General features: G+C 64.2%; 15 protein-coding genes. 10 read left to right on the top strand and 5 right to left on the bottom strand.

Going from position 1 to position 19,504, the window contains the following annotated elements:
* Nucleotides 1-109 precede the first annotated feature (109 nt).
* Nucleotides 110-1,162 (top strand): NAD(P)-dependent alcohol dehydrogenase, encoded by a 1,053-nt coding sequence (locus NJH59_RS16705; RefSeq protein ID WP_253087050.1) that lies wholly within the window; start codon nucleotides 110-112, stop codon nucleotides 1,160-1,162.
* Between the two features lie 9 nt (nucleotides 1,163-1,171).
* Here the strand turns inward: NJH59_RS16705 and NJH59_RS16700 are convergent, their stop codons facing one another.
* A complete protein-coding gene (locus NJH59_RS16700) occupies nucleotides 1,172-3,055 on the bottom strand; it encodes a methyl-accepting chemotaxis protein (protein ID WP_253087049.1) in 1,884 nt (627 codons plus the stop codon).
* A 222-nt stretch (nucleotides 3,056-3,277) separates the two neighbouring features.
* Nucleotides 3,278-4,693, bottom strand: a complete 1,416-nt coding sequence (locus NJH59_RS16695; protein ID WP_253087048.1) for an amino acid permease — start codon at nucleotides 4,691-4,693, stop codon at nucleotides 3,278-3,280.
* 360 nt (nucleotides 4,694-5,053) lie between these two features.
* Here NJH59_RS16695 and NJH59_RS16690 point away from each other — a divergent pair, with 360 nt between their 5' ends.
* The 4 genes from NJH59_RS16690 (at nucleotide 5,054) to NJH59_RS16675 (ending at nucleotide 9,851) form a co-directional block, all read left to right on the top strand.
* Nucleotides 5,054-6,466: a PLP-dependent aminotransferase family protein gene (locus NJH59_RS16690; RefSeq protein WP_043861689.1), complete on the top strand. Its 1,413-nt coding sequence runs from the start codon at nucleotides 5,054-5,056 to the stop codon at nucleotides 6,464-6,466.
* Between the two features lie 81 nt (nucleotides 6,467-6,547).
* The gene (locus tag NJH59_RS16685; RefSeq protein WP_043861688.1) at nucleotides 6,548-7,183 is read left to right on the top strand and encodes a LysE family translocator; all 636 of its coding nucleotides are present in this window, start codon (nucleotides 6,548-6,550) and stop codon (nucleotides 7,181-7,183) included.
* A gap of 107 nt (nucleotides 7,184-7,290) precedes the next feature.
* On the top strand, nucleotides 7,291-7,974 hold the full coding sequence (locus NJH59_RS16680) for a response regulator transcription factor (RefSeq protein WP_043861687.1): 684 nt from the start codon (nucleotides 7,291-7,293) through the stop codon (nucleotides 7,972-7,974).
* Nucleotides 7,975-7,982: 8 nt separating this feature from the next.
* Nucleotides 7,983-9,851, top strand: coding sequence for an ATP-binding protein (locus NJH59_RS16675; protein WP_253087047.1), 1,869 nt, complete (start codon nucleotides 7,983-7,985; stop codon nucleotides 9,849-9,851).
* Nucleotides 9,852-9,941: 90 nt separating this feature from the next.
* On the opposite strand, the gene katG is transcribed toward NJH59_RS16675, so the two are convergent.
* The gene (gene katG / locus NJH59_RS16670) at nucleotides 9,942-12,212 is read right to left on the bottom strand and encodes a catalase/peroxidase HPI (RefSeq protein ID WP_253087046.1); all 2,271 of its coding nucleotides are present in this window, start codon (nucleotides 12,210-12,212) and stop codon (nucleotides 9,942-9,944) included.
* 346 nt (nucleotides 12,213-12,558) lie between these two features.
* Here katG and NJH59_RS16665 point away from each other — a divergent pair, with 346 nt between their 5' ends.
* From NJH59_RS16665 to NJH59_RS16655, 3 genes are all read left to right on the top strand, one after another.
* Nucleotides 12,559-13,191, top strand: a complete 633-nt coding sequence (locus NJH59_RS16665; RefSeq protein WP_231390775.1) for a hypothetical protein — start codon at nucleotides 12,559-12,561, stop codon at nucleotides 13,189-13,191.
* A 121-nt stretch (nucleotides 13,192-13,312) separates the two neighbouring features.
* Nucleotides 13,313-13,822, top strand: coding sequence for an autoinducer binding domain-containing protein (locus tag NJH59_RS16660; RefSeq protein WP_253087045.1), 510 nt, complete (start codon nucleotides 13,313-13,315; stop codon nucleotides 13,820-13,822).
* 76 nt (nucleotides 13,823-13,898) lie between these two features.
* A complete protein-coding gene (locus NJH59_RS16655; protein WP_253087044.1) occupies nucleotides 13,899-14,231 on the top strand; it encodes a hypothetical protein in 333 nt (110 codons plus the stop codon).
* Nucleotides 14,232-14,267: 36 nt separating this feature from the next.
* Here the strand turns inward: NJH59_RS16655 and NJH59_RS16650 are convergent, their stop codons facing one another.
* Nucleotides 14,268-15,251, bottom strand: a complete 984-nt coding sequence (locus NJH59_RS16650) for an Lrp/AsnC family transcriptional regulator (protein WP_054914269.1) — start codon at nucleotides 15,249-15,251, stop codon at nucleotides 14,268-14,270.
* A gap of 97 nt (nucleotides 15,252-15,348) precedes the next feature.
* Here NJH59_RS16650 and NJH59_RS16645 point away from each other — a divergent pair, with 97 nt between their 5' ends.
* Both NJH59_RS16645 and NJH59_RS16640 read left to right on the top strand, forming a co-directional pair.
* The gene (locus NJH59_RS16645; RefSeq protein WP_043861683.1) at nucleotides 15,349-16,641 is read left to right on the top strand and encodes an MFS transporter; all 1,293 of its coding nucleotides are present in this window, start codon (nucleotides 15,349-15,351) and stop codon (nucleotides 16,639-16,641) included.
* An 88-nt stretch (nucleotides 16,642-16,729) separates the two neighbouring features.
* Nucleotides 16,730-18,142 carry an amidase gene (locus NJH59_RS16640; RefSeq protein WP_253087043.1) on the top strand — a complete coding sequence of 471 codons (1,413 nt, stop codon included), beginning with the start codon at nucleotides 16,730-16,732 and terminating at the stop codon, nucleotides 18,140-18,142.
* A 59-nt stretch (nucleotides 18,143-18,201) separates the two neighbouring features.
* Here NJH59_RS16640 and NJH59_RS16635 read toward each other — a convergent pair whose 3' ends face one another.
* Nucleotides 18,202-19,479 (bottom strand): NADH:flavin oxidoreductase/NADH oxidase family protein, encoded by a 1,278-nt coding sequence (locus NJH59_RS16635; protein ID WP_253087042.1) that lies wholly within the window; start codon nucleotides 19,477-19,479, stop codon nucleotides 18,202-18,204.
* Nucleotides 19,480-19,504 lie beyond the last annotated feature (25 nt).

Here is a 19,504-nt window from a genome sequence, read left to right as displayed (position 1 = left end):
CAGGTCCGGAGAATCAGGCATGACACGCAGAGGAATGCCGGTGGGCACGCCCGTTGCCCGCGCGGACAATGCGCCGCCTCTACCGTCATTGCTTTTGCGAGGTTCCCCCATGTACACCGCCATCGGCTACGCCGCCCAGTCGGCCACCACGCCCCTCGCCCCCATGACCTTCCAGCGCCGCAGCCCACGCCCCGACGACGTGGCCATCGAGATTCTCTACTGCGGCGTGTGCCACTCCGATATCCACCAGGCCCGCAACGAATGGGGCATCGCCGTGTACCCGCTGATGCCCGGCCACGAAATCGTGGGCAAGGTCACTGCCGTGGGCGCCAGCGTCAGCCGCTATCAGGTGGGTGACCTGGTGGGTGTGGGCTGCATGGTCGACTCCTGCCGCCACTGCCAGGCCTGCGCCGCCAACCTGGAACAGTACTGCCTCGAAGGCCCGACCATGACCTACGCCACCCCCGACCGGGTCGACGGCAGCAACACCATGGGCGGCTATTCCAGCAGTATCGTGGTCGACCAGCATTTCGTGGTGCGCATTCCGGCCGGCATGGACCTGGCCAGCGCCGCGCCGATCCTCTGCGCCGGCATCACCACCTATTCGCCGCTCAAGCACCACGGGGTCAAGGCCGGGCACAAGGTCGGCATCCTCGGCATGGGCGGCCTGGGTCACATGGGCATCAAGCTGGCCAAGGCCATGGGCGCCGAAGTCACCCTGTTCACCCGTTCGGCCAGCAAGGCCGAGGAAGCCCGCCGCCAGGGCGCCGACCATGTGGTGGTGTCCACCGATGCCGCGCAGATGGCCGAGGTGGCCGGGCACTTCGACTTTCTGCTCGACACCATCCCGGTGCAGCACGACCTCAACCCCTACCTGGAAACCCTGAAGTTCGACGGCGTGCACATCCTGGTGGGCCTGATCGAACCGGTGGAGCCGCCCCTGCACGCCGCCAACCTGGTGCTCAAGCGCCGCGTACTGGCCGGCTCGCTGATCGGCGGCATCGCCGAAACCCAGGAGGTGCTGGACTTCTGCGCCGAGCACGGCATTTGCTGCGACATCGAGATGCTCGACATCCAGCACATCAACGAGGCCTACAGCCGCATGATCGCCGGCGACGTGAAGTACCGCTTCGTGATCGACATGGCCTCGCTCAAGGCCTGAGCCCCCGCCTCACAGGTTGAAACGCCCCAGCAGGTGGTGCTGTTGCCCCACCTGCTCCACCATCACCGCACACTGGCGCACCTGCACCTGGGTGCCTGCGGCCACTTCATGACTGATGTCGCGAATGGTCGTGGTGTTGCGGTTGATCTCTTCGCTGGTGGCGCTCTGCTGCTCGGCCGCGGTGGCGATCTGGGTGTTCATGTCGTTGATGCGGGTGATCGCCTGGCGAATGCGCACGAGCCTGTCGTTGGCCGCGCCCGCCTCCTCGGCGGTCTTGCCGGCGCTGTCGCGGTTGTGCTGCATGCGCGACTCGGCGTGGCGCACCCCGGCCTGCAGCTGGTCGATCATCTGGCGGATCTCCTGGGTCGACTGCTGGGTGCGCGAGGCCAGCGTGCGCACCTCGTCGGCCACCACCGCGAAACCTCGCCCCGTCTCGCCGGCACGTGCAGCCTCGATGGCAGCATTGAGCGCCAGCAGGTTGGTCTGCTCGGCAATGCTGGTAATCACCGCCAGGATCGACTCGATGTTGTCGCTGAGGCGCGACAGGTCATTGATTGCATGGCCAGTGTCGTCCATTTCGCTGGCCAGTTGCCGGATCGCCGCGGTCGAGCGTCGCACCACGTCCTCGCCGCCGTGTGCTTCCTCGTCGGCAATCACTGCGGCCTGCGCCGCTGCCTGGGCGTTGCGCGCGACGTCTTCGGCGGTGGAGGCCATCTCCTGCATGGCCGTGGCCAGTTGGTCCAGCTCCTGCAACTGGCGCTGCAGGCGTTCATCGGTCCGGGTGGCTTCGGCCGACGTCAGGTGGGTGCTCTCGCGCACCTGGTTGGAGGTGCTCATCACCTGATGGATCAGGTTCTGCAGGTTGCCCAGAAAGCCGTTGAACTCGCGCGACACCAGCGCCACCTCGTCATTGCCGCCGTCGGGCAGGCACCGCGTCAAGTCGCCGTCGCCCTGGTTGACCTCATGGAACGAGCGGTGCAGCAGGTCCAGCGGCTTGAGCAGGCGCCCGAGCAGCAGGCCCAGCACCACGAGGCTCACCAGCACGCCGAGCAGCGTGGCCAGCACTGCACGCCAGGTCAGGCTGTCGGCCTCGGCCATCACGATGCGCTGGTCGAGCACCACGCCGATCAGCCAGTCCATGCCCTCCAGGTAGGTCAGCGGAGTGAAGGACACCAGTGAATCGTGATCGCCGGTTCTAACCGTCTGCAGCTGGCTGTCCAGCGCCGGGTGCTGGCCATCGAACAGGCTGCTGTAGGGCTTGCCGTTGTACTGGCTGTCGGGGTGGGAAATGATCGTGCCGTTGCGGCTGAGCAGAAAGGCATGGCCGGCGCCGTTGAAGTCCAGGGTATTGATGGCATCGGCCACGCTCTTGAGGCGGATATCGCCGCCCAGCACGCCGGCGAAGGTAGCGCCATCGTAGAGGCGCGTGACCGCCGAAATCAGCGTTTCGCCAGTGGCCGAGTCGATGTAGGGCTCGGTGAGCACCGCCTTGTCGGCGCCCTTGGCGACGGCATACCAGGGCCGTGTGCGCCCGTCCCAGCTCGCATCGGGGCGCCAGCTGGGCGTGTTGGTGAGGGGTTTGCCGTCGCGTTGCAAGGCGCCGAATATCAGGATGAACTCGTCCTTGAGCATCGGGCTGTCGATGATGCGCTGGGTGTTTTCAGGGCTGTAACGGCTGTCGATGGCCTGCGCCACCAGGCCCATGAGCTTGAGCTTGGCGTTCAGCCAGTTCTCTATCTGCCGGGCCAGGGCACCGCTGGACTCGGCGATGCCGGCAGAAACTTGCTTGTGCAGGGCGTCGCGCACCTGGCTGACCTGCGTGACCGACAGCAATCCGGTGGTAATGAACAGCAATGTGGCGGCCGCCAGGCCAGCCTTGTGAACGATCTTCATGCCTGCACTCCGTGCCGAATCGAGCAAACGGGCATGCTAGGCAGGCGTACTGGCACACTGCAATCAACGTTGCGATGATTGCCCGGTGCCGTGATGGGGATTGTTTACCGGCATCACGGCCACTGCCTGTAGGACGAACCCGGCGGGCGGCATCCGCGCCGCGGGCAGGCAAAAAAAAACCAGGGCCGTTCGCGGCCCTGGTCTTTTTCGTCATGGTGCCTGTCAGCCCTTGAGCTGCCTGGCCGCACGCACGTGCATGAACACGCCCATCAGTGCCACGATGGCCGCCGCCGCACCGGTGGAGAACACCAGTACCTGGTAGTCCGGCACAAAGGCCATGGTCACCAGGCACCCGATGATGAACACGATCACCAGGTAGGTCAGCCACGGGAACAACCACATCTTCAGGCGGATTTCCTTGCCCTCGGCTTCCAGCTTGCGGCGCATCTTCAGTTGCGAGAACGCGATCACCAGGTACACCAGCAAGGCGATCATGCCGGTGGTGTTCATCAGCACGTCCAGCACGTCTTTCGGGCGCAGGGTGTCGCTGAAGTTGATCAGGGCGACGAACACCGCCACCGAGCACGAACCGATGATGGCGAACACCGGCACACCGGTACCGGCGCGGGTGATCTTGAAGAACGACGGTGCATCACCGCGGGTCGACAGAGAGAACAGCATGCGCGAGGCGGTGTAGTGCGCCGAGATCAGGCAGCTGCTCACCGAGGTCAGCACCACGAAGTTCATCACGAACTCAGCGCCCGGAATGCCCAGCAGTTCCAGGGTACGACGGTACGAACCGTAGCCCGACTGGCCCATCAGCGGGTCGTTCCACGGCACCAGGGCCACGATCAGGAAGATCGAACCCACATAGAACAGGCACACACGCCACACCACCGAGTTGGTGGCCTTGACGATCTGCTCGGACGGGTTCTTCGACTCGGCGGCCGCGATGGTCACGATTTCGGCGCCCAGGAAGGCGAACATCACCCCCAGCATGGCCACCACCACTGCCTCCACCCCATTGGGCATGAAGCCCTGGGCCGTGAGGTTGCTGATGCCGTGGACCTCACCGGTGGGCCACAGGTTGGCCAAGGCCAGCCCGCACACCACAAGGAAGCATATGATCGCCACCACCTTTATCAGCGCGAACCAGAATTCGAACTCCCCGTAGTGCTTGACGTTGAAGAAGTTGACGCTGATCAGCACCAGGGTAGTGGCCAGCACGAACACGTTGACGCTGATGGAGGGGAACCAGCCGTGCAGGATCTTGCCCGCCACGTAGGCTTCCCAGGCCATCAGGATGACCCAGAACCACCAGTACAACCAGCCGATGGTGAAGCCTGCCCAGCGCCCGATGGCGCGCTCGGCGTAGGTGGAGAACGAGCCGGTGTCTGGCGAGGAGGTGGCCATTTCACCCAGCATGCGCATGATCAGCACCACCAGGATGCCGCCGGCCAGGTACGCCAGGATGGCGGCCGGCCCGGCGCTGTGGATCACACTCCCCGAGCCCACGAACAGCGCACCGCCGATCACCCCGGCGATGGACATCATGGTCAGGTGGCGCGATTTGAGCGAAGCGCTAAGCTTGCTCTCGGGCTCCACCTTGGAGGATGTGGAAGTCGATGTAGCGTCCATCAGTTGTCTACCCCTTGTTTTTCTTTTTCCAGCGAACACGCAAGACCGGCGAATGCCGGGCTTCATTGCTCGTCAGTGTCTGATTGTGTACGGGATGGATCGCAAACCCGGCGGGCATCCATGGCCTTGAAGGTCGGCAATCGTGCTGTGCACGCCCGGGGGCTTGCCCCTGGCGGTAGTGATCGGGCCTCTCAACATGCTTTAGCTGGCGAATACAGACCCCTAATGTAAAAATGTACGACACAGAGAGCCATGCACAGCGCCGTGAAATATGCACTGCACTGTACAGGCCGCCAATGCAGTACACCCCCGTTCCCTGCAGGCGCCAGGCGTTACGCACCCTGAAGGCACAGCCCCAACATGCTTGAATTACGACCCGACTCCGCCCCCCCGCTCGTCAACCAGATCATCAACGGGTTGCGTGAGTTGATCGAGAACCAGACCCTCAAACCCGGTGCCAAGGTACCGTCCATCCGCGCCTTCGCCGCCACCTACTCGGTCAGCACCTTCACCGTGGTCGAAGCCTACGATCGGCTGGTGGCCCAGGGCCTGCTGGTCAGCCGCGGCAATGCCGGCTTCTTCGTCAACCGCTCGGTCAACGAGCGCATCGAAAGCCAGGCCAGCGACGCCGAGCCGGGCAAGCCGGAGTTCAACTCCGAGTGGTACCTGCAGAACATCTTCGAAAGCCGCCAACTGGCCTTCAAGCCCGGCTGTGGCTGGCTGCCCAACGAGTGGATGTTCGAGGACGGCCTGCGCCGCGGGCTGCGCCAGGTGGCCGGCAGCGTGATGGAACTGAGCGGTTACGGCGACCCCATGGGCCTGCTCGAGCTGCGCACCCTCACCGCGCAGAACCTGGAACAGGACCAGCGCATCGTGGCCAACCCCAACCAGCTGATGCTCACCCACGGCGCCAGCCAGGCGCTGGACCTGGCGGTGCGCACCCTGGTGCGCCCAGGCGATGTGGTGCTGGTGGACGACCCGGGCTACCCCAACCTGATGAGCATCCTGCGCTTTCAGGGCGCCACCCTGATCGGCGTGCCGCGCACCCCGGCCGGGTACGACCTGGAGCATCTCGAGCGGCTGCTGGCCCACCACCGGCCCACGGTGTTCTTCACCCAGCCGCACCTGCACAGCCCCACCTGCTCGCGCACCCCGCTGGCGCAACTGCACCGCCTGCTGCAACTGTCGGCGCAACACGGCTTTCGCCTGGTGGAGAACAACCTGTACGCCGACATGGTGGCCGAACCGCAACCGTGCCTGAGCAGCCTGGACCACCTGCAGCAGGTGGTGTACGTGGGCAGCTATTCCAAGAGCATCTCGCCGAACGTGCGGGTGGGCTACATGCTGGCCAACCCCGAACTGATCCAGAAGCTGCTGCAACTGAAGATGCGCTCGGGCCTGACCACCTCACAGGTGATGGAACGCGTGGTGTATGCGGCCATCACCGACGGGCGCTGGCGCAAGCACCTCAAGCGCCTGCGCCAGCGCCTGGCCGAGGCGCAGCAGGAGGTCAGCCGGCGCCTGAACCGCCTGGGCTTCGAGATTTTCGTCGAGTCCGACGAGGGCATGTACCTGTGGACCCGCCACCCGCAGATCGCCAACAGCGCAGCGCTGGTGGACGACGCCCTGGAGCGCGGCATCATGATCGGCCCCGGCCAGTTGTTCATGGTCGACGCCCAGGCCACCGGCTGGATGCGCTTCAACGTGGCGTTCAGCACCGACCCGGCCTTGTGGCAGCAACTGGAAAAGCTGTTCGCCCGTCACGCCGCCTGAACCTGCGCAATTTTGTTCAATACGCCGCCCGCGGCCCCGCCACACACTTCCTGGACCCACATCCATAGAAGTGAAGGTTACATGGAGCAGTTCCTGATCATTGCAGCAGCGCACTTTCTGGCGCTGCTGTCACCGGGGCCGGATTTCTTCCTGGTGGCGCGCACCTCCCTGGCCACCAGCTGGCGCGTGGCCAGCGGAGCCTGCCTGGGCATCGCACTGGCCAACGGGGTGTTCATTGTCGCCGCCTTTACCGGCGTGTCGGTGCTGCAGCCGCACAGCACGCTGTTCATCGTGCTGCAACTGGCCGGTTGCGCCTACCTGCTGTACCTGGGCTGGCTGTTCATCCGCCATGCCGGTGCCAGCACGCTGGAGGTTGCCCCGCAGGGGTCGCCGGCACCGTCGCCCGCGGCCACCACCTGGCTGGGCGCCGCCGGCATGGGGGTGGTGTCCGGCATCCTCAACCCCAAGAACGCGCTGTTCTACGCCAGCCTGGCGGCCATGCTGAGCGGGCCGCAGGCAAGCCCTGGCTGGAAGCTGGCCTACGGCCTGTGGATGTTCGGCGTGGTGCTGGCGTGGGACCTGCTGGTGGCGGTGGTGATCGGCAACCGCCACGTGCGCCGCCGCTTCGCCCGTGCCCTGCCGTGGCTGGAGCGGGCCACGGGGGCGATGCTGGTGCTGCTGGCGCTGGGCGTGATCGCGGTAATGGCGCTGGGCTAGCACCGGGGCGTGGGGTAGGCTATGAGGCTTCATTTACCTGTTTTCAGGGATACCTATTGGCCGCTGCATGGGGCACAGTCGCCCCTACCGCGCGCCCGAGACTGCCCATGCCTATCCAGACGACTGTTCCCGAACCCACGCTGCTCGCGCCGGTACTGCTGGTGGAGGACGAGCCGCTGATCCACCGCCGCCTGGAAGCCCTGCTGCTGCAACTGGGCTACCGGCCCGAGGCCCTGCTGTTCGCCAGCTCGCTGGCCGAGGCCCGCGCCTGCCTGGCGGCGCAGCCGGTGGCGCTGGCGCTGGTAGACCTGGGCCTGCCCGACGGCAACGGCATCGAGCTGATCGAAGAGATGCACGCCACCGACCCCGGCCAGGCGATCCTGGTGATCTCGGCATGGAGCACCGAAGACACCCTGCTCGCGGCGCTGCGGGCAGGCGCCACCGGCTATGTGCTCAAGGAACGCGACGACCTGGAGATCCTGTTGTCGCTGCGCAGCGTGCTGCGCGGTGGCGCCCCCATCGACCCGTTCGTGGCCCGGCGCATCATCGAGGAACTGCGCCCGGGGGCCGCCCAGCCGGTCGACACCGCCGATGGCGAACGCCTGACCCCGCGTGAAGACCAGATCCTGCGCCTGGTGGCCGAGGGCCTGGGCAACCGCGAAATCGCCGAACAGCTGAACCTGTCGCGCTACACCGTCGAATGCCACGTCAAACGCATCTATCGCAAGCTGGCGGTGTCTTCGCGCACCCGCGCCATCCATGCGGCACGCACGCGTGGTCTGCTCGATTGAGAGGCCTGATGGCGTGCTGGCTGCTCGTCCTGTGCCTGTCGGGTGCAGCGCAGGCTGCAACGCCGGGCGGTGCAAGCTGCACCGTGCAGGTGCTGTCGGTAGCCGCCGCCCAGGGTGATGACCAGGGCAACCGCCCCGCGGCCGGCCCCTGGCAGGCCGTGACCCTGCCCGACGACTGGAGCCGACGCTGGCCGCAGCACGACGGCACGGTGTGGTACCGCCTCCAGTGGCAGCGCGACTGCGCGGCCGGTCAACGCATGCCGGTGGCACTGACGCTGCGCTCGGTGATCATGGCCGGCGAAGTGTTCGTCAACGACCAGCGCCTGTGGCGTGACAGCCAGCTGAGCGAGCCGCTGTCACGCAGCTGGAACATGCCCCGCTACTGGCACCTGCCCGAAGGCCTGTTGAACGAAGGCGTCAACACGCTGTGGGTACGTGTGGTGGGCCTGGCGGTACAGTCACCCGGGCTGGGGCCGGTGTACCTGGGGGATGAGGCCTCGGCACGCCAGCTGTATGAAGAATTGCTGTGGACCAACCGCTCGTTGTTCGTGCTCAACCTGACCGTCTCGGCGGTGCTGGGCGGGCTGTTCTTCTGTATCTGGGTGATCCGCCGCGAGCAACGGATCTTTGGCTGGTATGCGGCCATGGCCCTGTGCTGGGTGCTGTTCATCGCCAATATACTGATGACCAGCCCCTGGCCCTTCTCCACCACCCTGATGGCTGCGCGCTTCAACGGCATCGCGCTGGTGATGTACGTCACCTGTTTCTGCGTGTTTGTCTGGCGCTTTGGCGGGCAATCGCTGCCGCGCCTGGAGAAGGCACTCTGGCTGCTGACTGCCGCACTGGTGGCCTTGATGGCACTGGCCCCGGATGCCCGCGTCGGCAACGCGCAACTGGTGGCGGTGCTGAGCACGGCGACGGTGTTTTTCCTCAACTGCCTGCAGTTTCAGTTGCATGCCTTGCGCACCCGGCGGCCCGAGCATGTGTGGCTGGCCGCCAGCCTGCTGATATTCATGCTGGCCGGGGCCCATGACCTGCTGATAATGCTCAAGCTGATCGGCGAAACGCCCGCGTGGACACCGCTCACCAGTGTGGTGACGACCCTGTGCATGTCGGTGGTGCTGGGCTTGCGCCATGCGCGCAGCGTGCGCCGCATCGAGCGCTTCAACCTGGAGCTGGCCGAAGGCATCGAGCGCGCTCGCGGGGAACTGGCCACCACCCTCGAACGCGAACACGCCCTGGCGCTGACCAACTCCCGCCTGCAGGACCGCCTGCAGATCGCCCACGACCTGCATGATGGGCTGGGCGGTTCGCTGGTGCGCATGATGGCCATGGTCGAGCAGGCCAGCACGCCGCTGCAGGGCCCGCAGTTTCTGTCGATGCTCAAATTGCTGCGTGATGACCTGCGCCAGACCATCGACAATGGCTCCAGCGCCGGCATCAAGGTGCCGGCCACGCCGCAGGAATGGATCGCCCCGCTGCGCCATCGCTTCACCCAGCTGTTCGACGAACTGGATGTGACCTGCACCTGGCACTTTGCCGCGCAGTGGCGCACACCGCCCAGCGCCTTGCAGTGCATGGCATTGACACGCCTGGTGGAAGAGTCGCTGACCAATGTGGTCAAGCACAGCCGTGCCCGGCATGTGCAGGTTGAGCTGCAGCAGCCGCAGCCCGACAGCCTGGAGCTGAACATCGAGGATGACGGTATCGGCTTCGACGTGCTGGCGGTACAGCGCGCCGGGGTGAGCGTGGGCATGCGCAGCATGCATGCGCGCATCGCCCGGGTGGGCGGTCAGTTGGAGGTGGTTTCGCTGCCGGGTTGTACGCGGCTTGTTGCGCGCCTTGCGCTGCAACGGGAGGTGCCGGCCAGCGTGTGAGCCGGTACTGCAGGCATTCGCTTGGCCGGCAAGGCCGGCCCCTGCAGGGGTTGTGCTGCTCTGCAGAGGCCGGTCTTGCCGACGAACGCGCTACTTCACATCGAAACGGTCCAGGTTCATCACTTTGGCCCAGGCCGCCACGAAGTCGCTGACGAACTGCTGCTGCGCATCCGCACTGGCATACACCTCGGCCACGGCCCGCAATTGCGCGTTCGAGCCGAACACCAGGTCGACCCGGGTCGCGGTCCACTTCACCTGCCCGCTTTTGCGATCACGCCCTTCGAACGCCTGAGCGGCCTCGGACACCGGCTTCCACTCCACGCCCATGTCCAGCAGGTGGGTGAAGAAGTCGTTGGTCAGCGCCTGCGGCCGCTGGGTGAACACGCCATGGCTGCTCTGGCCCGCATTGGCCCCCAGCACCCGCAGGCCGCCCACCAGCACCGTCATCTCCGGTGCACTTAGCGTCAGCAGTTGCGCCTTGTCGATCAGCAGCGCTTCGGCCGGCACACGGTAGTGCCCCTTGAGGTAGTTGCGAAAACCATCGGCAATGGGTTCGAGAAAGCCGAACGACTCCACGTCCGTCTGCTCCTGGCTGGCATCGGTGCGCCCCGGCGTGAACGGCACCGTGACCGTATGCCCGGCGTTTTTCGCAGCCTGCTCGACACCGGCGTTGCCCGCCAGCACGATCAGATCGGCCAGGGAGATCTTCTTGCCACCGGCCTGCGCCCCATTGAATTCGTTCTGGATGCCTTCCAGGGTCGCGAGCACGGCGGCCAGCTGTTCGGGCTGGTTGGCCTGCCAGAACTTCTGCGGGGCCAGGCGCAGCCGCCCGCCATTGGCACCGCCGCGCTTGTCCGAACCCCTGAAGGTGGAAGCCGCCGCCCATGCGGTGGACACCAGCTGCGCCACCGACAGGCCCGAGGCCAATACCTTGGCCTTGAGCGCGGCGATGTCGCCGTCATCGACCAGCGGGTGGTCGACCTTGGGAATCGGGTCTTGCCACAGCAGCTCCTCAGCGGGCAGTTCCGGGCCCAGGTAACGCGACAGCGGGCCCATGTCACGGTGGATCAGCTTGTACCAGGCGCGGGCAAAGGCATCGCTCAGCTGGTCGGGGTTTTCCAGGTAGCGGCGCGAGATCTTCTCGTAGATCGGGTCGAAGCGCAGCGACAGGTCGGTGGTCAGCATGGTGGGGTTGCGCCGCCTGGACGGGTCGTGGGCGTCGGGGATGATACCGGCGCCGGCGCCGCCCTTGGGCGTCCACTGGTGGGCCCCGGCCGGGCTCTTGGTCAGCTCCCACTCGAAGCCGAACAGGTTCTCCAGGAAGTTGTTGCTCCAGCGGGTCGGGGTGGTGGTCCAGGTCACTTCCAGGCCGCTGGTGATGGTGTCCGGGCCCTTGCCGGTGCCGAAGCTGTTCTTCCAGCCCAGACCCTGCTCCTCCAGGCCTGCCGCTTCAGGCTCGGGGCCCACGTTGTCGGCCGGGCCGGCGCCGTGGGTCTTGCCGAAGGCGTGGCCGCCGGCGATCAGGGCCACGGTTTCCTCGTCGTTCATGGCCATGCGCCCGAAGGTCTCGCGAATGTCCTTGGCGGCGGCGACCGGGTCGGGGTTGCCTTCCGGGCCTTCCGGGTTCACGTAGATCAGCCCCATCTGCACTGCGGCCAGGGGGTTCTCCAGGTTGCGGCCCTGCTCGGTACGGCTTTCTTCGTTGCCGTGCTGCTCGGGTTCGGCCACCAGGGTGCCCTCGCCCGGCGGCTGCATGGCTTCAGGGTCTTTGCCGTAGCGCGTGTCGCCGCCCAGCCATTTGTTCTCCGAACCCCAGTACACGTCCTCGTCCGGCGCCCACACGTCCGGGCGACCGCCGGAAAACCCGAAGGTCTTGAAGCCCATCGACTCCAGCGCCACGTTGCCGGTGAGCACGATCAGGTCGGCCCAGGAAATCGCCCGCCCGTACTTCTGCTTGATCGGCCACAGCAGCCGCCGCGCCTTGTCGAGGCTGACGTTGTCGGGCCAGCTGTTGAGCGGCGCGAAGCGCTGCTGGCCGGAGCCGGCACCGCCGCGCCCGTCGCCGGTACGGTAGGTGCCCGCACTGTGCCAGGCCATGCGCACGAACAGTGGCCCGTAATGGCCGAAGTCGGCCGGCCACCAGTCCTGCGAGTCGGTCATCAGCGCGGTGAGGTCCTGCTTGAGGGCCTGGAAGTCCAGGCTCTTGAACGCCTGGGCATAGTCGAAGCCCTCGCCCAGCGGGTCGGCCTGGGGCGCGTGCTGATGCAGGATCTTCAGGTTGAGCTGGTTGGGCCACCAGTCACGGTTGGTGGTGCCACCGCCGGCGGCATGATTGAACGGGCATTTCGATTCAGTTGCCATGTGAGAGCTACCCTTGGTCGAGTTCATGTCGCCAGGCAGCCCTGCCAGGGCGCCGTGGCAACGTGCGAAATCAGTTACACAGGTTGCATCGTCAACGACTCGAACGGCTGAGCGCCGCGATCTTGTCTCTTCATCAGGATGGGTCGGCCAGCTGGCGCCGGCACCGAACTAAGGCTAGTTCGCCGCCCCCGAGTCGGCAAATAGCCGCAGTATTGGTGGGTGATAGCCATAATCTCTTATACGGAACCCGCCAGGGAGCAGAAGGTAGGACAAACGCTCGCTGAGCCGTGCACCGATAACGCAGGCGTAGTCAGGGCGAGCGACCACCCCACGGGAGGCTCGCCCCATGGACATGCGCCCGCGTTCAACCGCCATCCACGAGGCCGGTCACGCCCTGGCCGTGTGGTGGAACGGCCAGCCCATTGCACGGGTGACCGTGCTGACCCACGCCCAGGCCGCCAGCGGCCCGCTGATCGACCTGAACGGGCGTGCGCACTTTGCCGAGGGGCTGGTGGAGGCGGACTATCTGATCGTGCACCCGGCCTTTGCCGCCCGTGGCATTGCCGAGTACCTACCCTCCCTCGTCGAACCCATCGAGCGCGACCTGCTGCACTGCTTTGCCGGGCCCGTGGCCGAAGCCATCCACCGGCACGCACGCTATGACCGGGTCTTGCGCGGCAGCGGCCGTGGCGACCGCTGCCGCGGGCATGAACTGATCAGCCTGTTGCCCGCGCACAAGCTGCTCGATGCCGAGGCCCTGGCCATCGCCCGGTCCGGCTGCCTGGTACGCCGGTACTGGGCGGGGCTGGTAGCAGTGGCCGACCTCTTGCAGGCACGGGGCGTGGTGGACGGCGAGCGAGTCAGCGCGTTGCTGTGCCAGGTGACTGGTGAATCACCGGCACAAGGGCCCGCAAGCCTGCGCGAGCTTGACCCTGAGGGCAGGCCCGACCAGAGGCAGGCAACCCGGCAAAAGCGTTAGCGCTTTTTGCAATAGCGCAAAAAAGCTGAGCTACAGTCGTAAAAGGCGCATCTGATACGTATTTATCAGGAGAAACTGATCTGTATCCACGGATGTTCACATCATGCAGGGATGAGCAACGATGGATCACTGGACAACGGAGCAACTGCGTCAGCTGGTGTGCTCGAAGGACCTGGACAGCCAGTTGGCGCAATTGGAAAAGCTGCTTCGGTGCCTGGGTTTCGACTGCTACGCCTTCAGTTTCACCACCCCGACCTTTTCGATCACACAAAGCAACTGCCCCAACCCATGGGGCGAGCGCTACCGTCGCCATGAGCCTGCGGTCGTTGAGCCCCTGCTTGCGCACAGCCGGCACTCATCCTTCCCGTTGCTGTGGACACCAGAGGCTTTCACCAGCCCCCCCGAGTTGTGGGCAGGCGCGCAGGATCACGGCGATTGCCTCGGCTGGACCCAACCCTTTCACGATGAGCACGGCAGGTTCAGCAGCTTGAGCGTGGTACGCCAACACCCGCCCGTGACCGTCAATGAGCTTTACCGCAAGGGGGCCGCGGTGCTGTGGCTGGTGCAGGTGCTGCATGCGACGGCGGCCGCTCTGGTGAATGACCCGCAGGGGCCGTCATCATCCGAGTGACCCGCAATGGGGTTCGCCAGCGCCACATGGGATATCCTCGCTACCTGACCCGTTCAAAGATCGAGTGGAAGACCCATTGAAACTGCTGAAGGAAAACAGAGAAATCCTCCTGTCTGGAGAAGAAGCCATCCACCTTGTCGCCGATATCGAATACATGCTCATTTCCCTGAGAGACATTGCCCGCCATTACTACAGGGATGTTGATGGCGACATCAGCCCACGCAACAGAGCGCTGTATTGCGAAGAGACGACACGGTTCATCGATGAAAACCAGATCACCCATCGACTGGCCGCCATGCGAAGAACAATCACTGAAAAGTTCGACCTCGAGCTGGGCTGCGACGACATGGATGACATTGAAAGAGCGGTGGCCGAGATGGACTACTGGAAGCCCAAACAGGCAACGTAGCCAGCTACGTTGCTTGCACAAAGGCAGGCATGAACCCTACTCGACCATCAACCCTCGACGCACCCGCCCCGCCCTTTTGTAGGCCCTGACCACCGTATTGGTCTCACACGAGATGATCCCCTCCAGGGATCCCATGCGGGCGGTCGAGACGGTCCATAGATCATGGATATCACGGCACAGCACATGCCAGAACAGCTGCGAGCCGCCACTGGTGCCAAACAGGCAACGCGTGTGTTCATCCTTCGCCAGTTCCTGGGCAATGCCCTCCGCCGCACCCGGTCGAGTCTGCAACGACACAATCGCCTCTACCCCATAGCCCACCAGCAACGGCTCGAGCTCCACACGAAATGTCAGGGCATTGCTGTCGACGAGCCCACTCAGCATCCGCTGAACCTTCGGCTCACTGACTCCACATGTCTCGGCAAGCACGCCCAGGCTGGCCCTTCCATCCAGGGTCAGGGCGCCCAGTAACCGCATTTCGTCAGCACTCAGGCTCACAGGCCCGGCCAGCACCGGCTCGGTAGGCACCGAACCATCAATACGCCAGCGGCTGGCTCGTCGGAACGACCTGAGCACCACCTGCGTCTGAACCTGCCTAACCCCCGGCACCAGCGGCAACTCCCGCACCACCATGTCAGAAAGCGCTTCCACGCTGGGCAGGTTGATCTCGGTGAAGATGTCGAACTCGCCCGTTGTCGCCATCACAACCTGCGTCTGTGCCCACTGCGCCAGGTGCTGCGCCACTTCGCTCTGACGACCGTCTGCTACCCGAATCCAGGCATGCAGCACCGGGCCACTCCCCACCACAACCGGGTCGAGCTCGCCGATCACCCGGATATACCCGTTGTCCATCAAGCGTTGCAGCCGACGCGAAAGCGTACGCTCCGCCACATCGCAGCCGGCGCTCAGATCCCGCCAGGTGCCGCGAGGGTTCGCCTGCAGTGCAATCAGGCAGGCCAGATCCGCGTCATCCAACGCAAAATGTCTTTTTTCATCCGAATCAACGGTTGACGAGACCATATCCTTACAATACCTTCGCTCAAGTGGCCAAATTAATACAAAAAAACGCCGCATATGTCTAAAAACAATTACAACTCAAACCCAAAGGCACAAGCCAATGAATTATGCGACTCAAACGTCCGAAGCGGCAAAGCCGCAGGTATCAACCGCGCGCAAAATTGCTGCTGGCAGCATTGGCAATGCGGTGGAGTGGTTCGATTGGACGATCTATGCGTCGTTCGCGGTGTTCTTTTCCACACAATTCTTTCCAAAAAATGACGAAACGGCGTCCCTGCTGGCGACCTTCGCGATTTTCGCCGTGGGGTTCTTCATGCGCCCGATCGGCGGCTGGGCCCTGGGGATCTACTCTGATCGCTATGGCCGCAAATCGGCACTGGGGGTCACCATCCTGCTGATGGCAGGCGGGTCCCTGATGATCGGCATCACCCCCACCTACGAGAAGATCGGCCTGCTCGCGCCGGTCTTGCTGGTGATAGCGCGCCTGATGCAAGGCTTGTCGCTGGGCGGTGAATACGCTTCAGCCTCTACCTACCTTGCCGAGTTGGCGCCGGACCACCGTCGCGGGTTCTTTTCAAGCTTTGTGTTCTTCAGCTCCGCCGCGGGCATTCTGACCGCCTCGGCGATCGGTTGGGCGCTGACCACCCTCCTCACCGAGGAACAGATGAGAGAGTTCGGCTGGCGCATTCCGTTCCTGCTCGGCGCCCTGGGCGGTATCGCAGGCATCTGGCTACGTATGTCGGTACCTGAAGCAGAAGCCTCCACGCCGCCAACCGCAGACAAGGTAGAGAAGCAACCGCTGCGCACCCTGCTGCGCGATTATCCGCGCGAGACCCTGCGGATCGTGGGCTTTTCGATCCTGAGCACCTTTGCCTTCTACCTGTTCGTCATCTACATCCCGACCTATGCCATCCGTGCGCTGCACGTGGAGTCCTCGACAGCGTTCGCTGCAAACACGGTTGCAATGGTCGCGTTCATGCTCGTGCACCCACTCTTCGGCATGCTCTCTGACAAGTTCGGGCGCAAGCCGCAACTGATCGTGTTCGCCCTGGGCTACCTGGTGTTCTTCTACCCGATCATCACCAGCATGCAGCCGACGTTCTCGTCGATCCTGATGGTGGAGCTGTTCGGCCTTATGCTCTACGCGCTCTATACCTCCATCGCCCCGGCAATCATGTCCGAACAGTTCCCCAGCCGCGTTCGCGCCGTCGGCATTGGTGCTCCCTACAACCTGATGGTGGCGCTGCTGGGCGGTACCACGCCGTATCTGCTGACCTGGCTGCAGAGCAACGGTCAGGAGAGCTGGTTCTTCTACTACGTGCTCGCAGGCGCCGCGCTCACGCTTGTGACCTTCATCAAAATGCCGGAAACAGCCGGAAAGCCACTGAAATAGTCACTGGCTCGAACAACGCCATGCAATCCCCGTCAACGAGTATCGGATACGGGGATTACCGACCCACACCGCTTAGAACCTAGAACCCATGCTCGAACGATCCGAAGCCCTATGTTTCCAGTCTGCCCTGCAGATTGCCCATCTGATCGCTACCCGGCAGATCACCTCGCGTGCCGTCACGCACTACTTTCTGGACCGCATTGCTCGCGGCAGCGAGCTCAATGCCTTTACCGCAGTGTTCGCAGAGCAAGCCCTGGCGGCAGCCGATGCCGCCGACAGTGCGCTCGAGGCAGGCCACCCATTGAGCGCTTTGCATGGCGTACCGGTCGCCATCAAGGACAACATCGAAATCGCCCATACCCCGGCATCGGCAGGTTCGTTGAGCCGCCTGAGCACTGTCAGTGCCGTGACCAGCACCGTCGCGCAACGATTGCAGGCGGCCGGAATGGTTATCCTGGGCAAGACCCAGATGACCGAATTTGCGTTCGGCCTGTCCGGGCAGAACCCGACCCGAGGCACGCCCTGGAACCCGTGGGACACAACGCTGCATCGCGCCCCGGGCGGTTCCTCTTCAGGTGCGGCGGTTGCTGTTGCCGCAGGGCTTGTACCTGTTGCAGTGGGGGGCGATACCGGCGGATCGATCCGAGCCCCCGCATCGCTCAATCATCTGGTCGGCTTCAAGCCGTCCAGCGGGGTCATCAGCGTGCACGGTGTGGTTCCGCTTGCGCCCAGCCTCGACGTGCTGGGCCCGATCGCCCGTGATGTTGGCGACGCCCATGCACTCACGGCCATCCTTGCCAGCCCGTCTACCGGCAGTGGGTCGAGCGTTCAGGCCGACCTTGCAGGTGAGCTGGTACCAGCCAAGCCGGGCACGGTGTTCGTACTGGACCAGAGCGCGTTCCCAAGTGCGCTGTCCGTGGGCGCTCGCCGGGTTTGGGATCAGGCCCTGGTCACCCTGGAAAAGGCCGGCTGGACGCTCCAGAGCTGGGTTCCAGAGGATGAGTTGAACATTGGCCGGCTGTCCGAGTGCAACTCGATGATCATTGCCTATGAGGGGTATCGCGAGTTCGGCCACCTTGCACATGACCCTGCGCAGCCGCTCTGGGGGGTGGTGCGCAATCGCATCCTGGCCGGCGCGGCCATCAGCCGTGACGACTACGAACACGCCGTTGCACAGCGTGCCCACGCCGCCGAGGCCTTCAGACGAGCGATCGGCTCATCCGGTGCTCTGCTGATGCCGGTCAGCGGTCACGGGGCCCTGCCTCTTGATGACCAGGACGCTGCTCACGTGAGCATCGGCACGTTCAGCCGCGCCAGTAACTACCTCGGCACCCCGGCAATCGCCCTACCCGCCGGATTCGATGAAGCACAGATGCCGATTGGCGTGCAGCTGCTGTCACCGGTATCTACCGACATGCACTTGCTGAACATGGCGAGCGCCATGGCGCCTGCACTGTTGCTTGACGAGCGCAAGCCCGAGCTGGGGCGGTGGGGGCTTTAAGCCCGGAACAACACTCGCGTAGCACCTGGCGCAACGTCTTCAGTGATGTTGCGCAGGTGTCATCCAGGCAGACCATCGCCGTGCGCTGCGATCGTCAGGCCGTTGCAATGCGAAGACTTTTCTACCCATCTCCGGTACCGGCGAGTGCGAAAGGCCATGGCGGCCTGTTGCAGGATCAGCGCGAGCAACGGTGAAACACTCGGGTCGGGATTTTTATTGCGACTGAGTTTACGCAGTTGAAACTTCACTACAGCCATGTTCGCCAAGGCCGCCATGGCTTTGTTTTTCCAGGTGATCGGCGGCAATTGCGGGGCATTGTCGTTGCCCGCCAACCACTGGCGAGGCAGGTGCGGGTCGATAGCAAGAGCGGTTCCGATGCCCACCATGTCCACACCGCTCTGCACGACGCTGTCGGCCACCGGGCGGCGGCGTATACCGCCAGTGACCATCACCGGCATGTTGGCGACGGTTTGGATATCACGGGCGAACTCGACGAAATAGGCTTCGCGAGCCAGTGTGCGACCATCGCGCGCGTCACCCTGCATGGCGGGTACTTCGTAGCTGCCTCCCGATAACTCCACCATGTCCACGCCCAGGTCGTTGAGCAACTCAACCACCTTTTTCGCGTCATCGGCGGTGAATCCTCCGCGCTGGAAATCGGCGGAGTTCAGCTTGACCGCCACTGCAAAATCCGCAGAAACCACAGCCCTGACCGCCTTGACGATTTCGAGCAACAGGCGCGCCCGGTTTTCCAGAGGGCCACCCCACTCGTCCGTCCGCTGGTTGGTCAACGGCGAAAGGAACTGGCTCAACAAATAGCCATGGGCAGCATGAATTTCCACACCAGTAAATCCGGCCTGCTCGCCGAGGCGTGCGGTATTCGCGAAGCGCTGAACAACCTCTTCGATCACGCCTTGGGTCATCGCATGAGGTGTGGCAAATCGCCTGGACATTTTGCCGAGGTCCAGCGGCACGGCTGACGGGGCCCAGGTCTTTTGCCCAAGATTGGACTGCATCTGGCGACCGGGATGATTGATCTGCAACCAGAACTGCGCACCACCAGACCGACCTGTACGCGCCCAGTGCTTGAACTTGTGCAATTGCTGATCGTCTTGCAACACCACGCCACCCGGTCCGGTCATGGCGCGGCCGTCGACCATAACGTTGCCGGTAATGATCAGGCCGGCACCACCGTCGGCCCATGCTTGATAGAGACGCAGCAAGTCCTTGGAAGGCGCCTGATCGGCGTCCGCCATGTTCTCCTCCATGGCAGCTTTGGCGATTCGGTTCTTGACGGTTGAACCGTTGGGAAGCATCAGGGTGTCGAACACATTCATGGAGCAGCCCTCAACTGAAGAGGAG

This window comes from Pseudomonas sp. VE 267-6A, from assembly GCF_024126555.1.
Taxonomy (GTDB): Bacteria; Pseudomonadota; Gammaproteobacteria; order Pseudomonadales; family Pseudomonadaceae; genus Aquipseudomonas; species Aquipseudomonas palmensis.
Note: the sequence above shows the minus strand (reverse complement) of the source record. Positions and strands in the feature narration are given on the sequence as shown.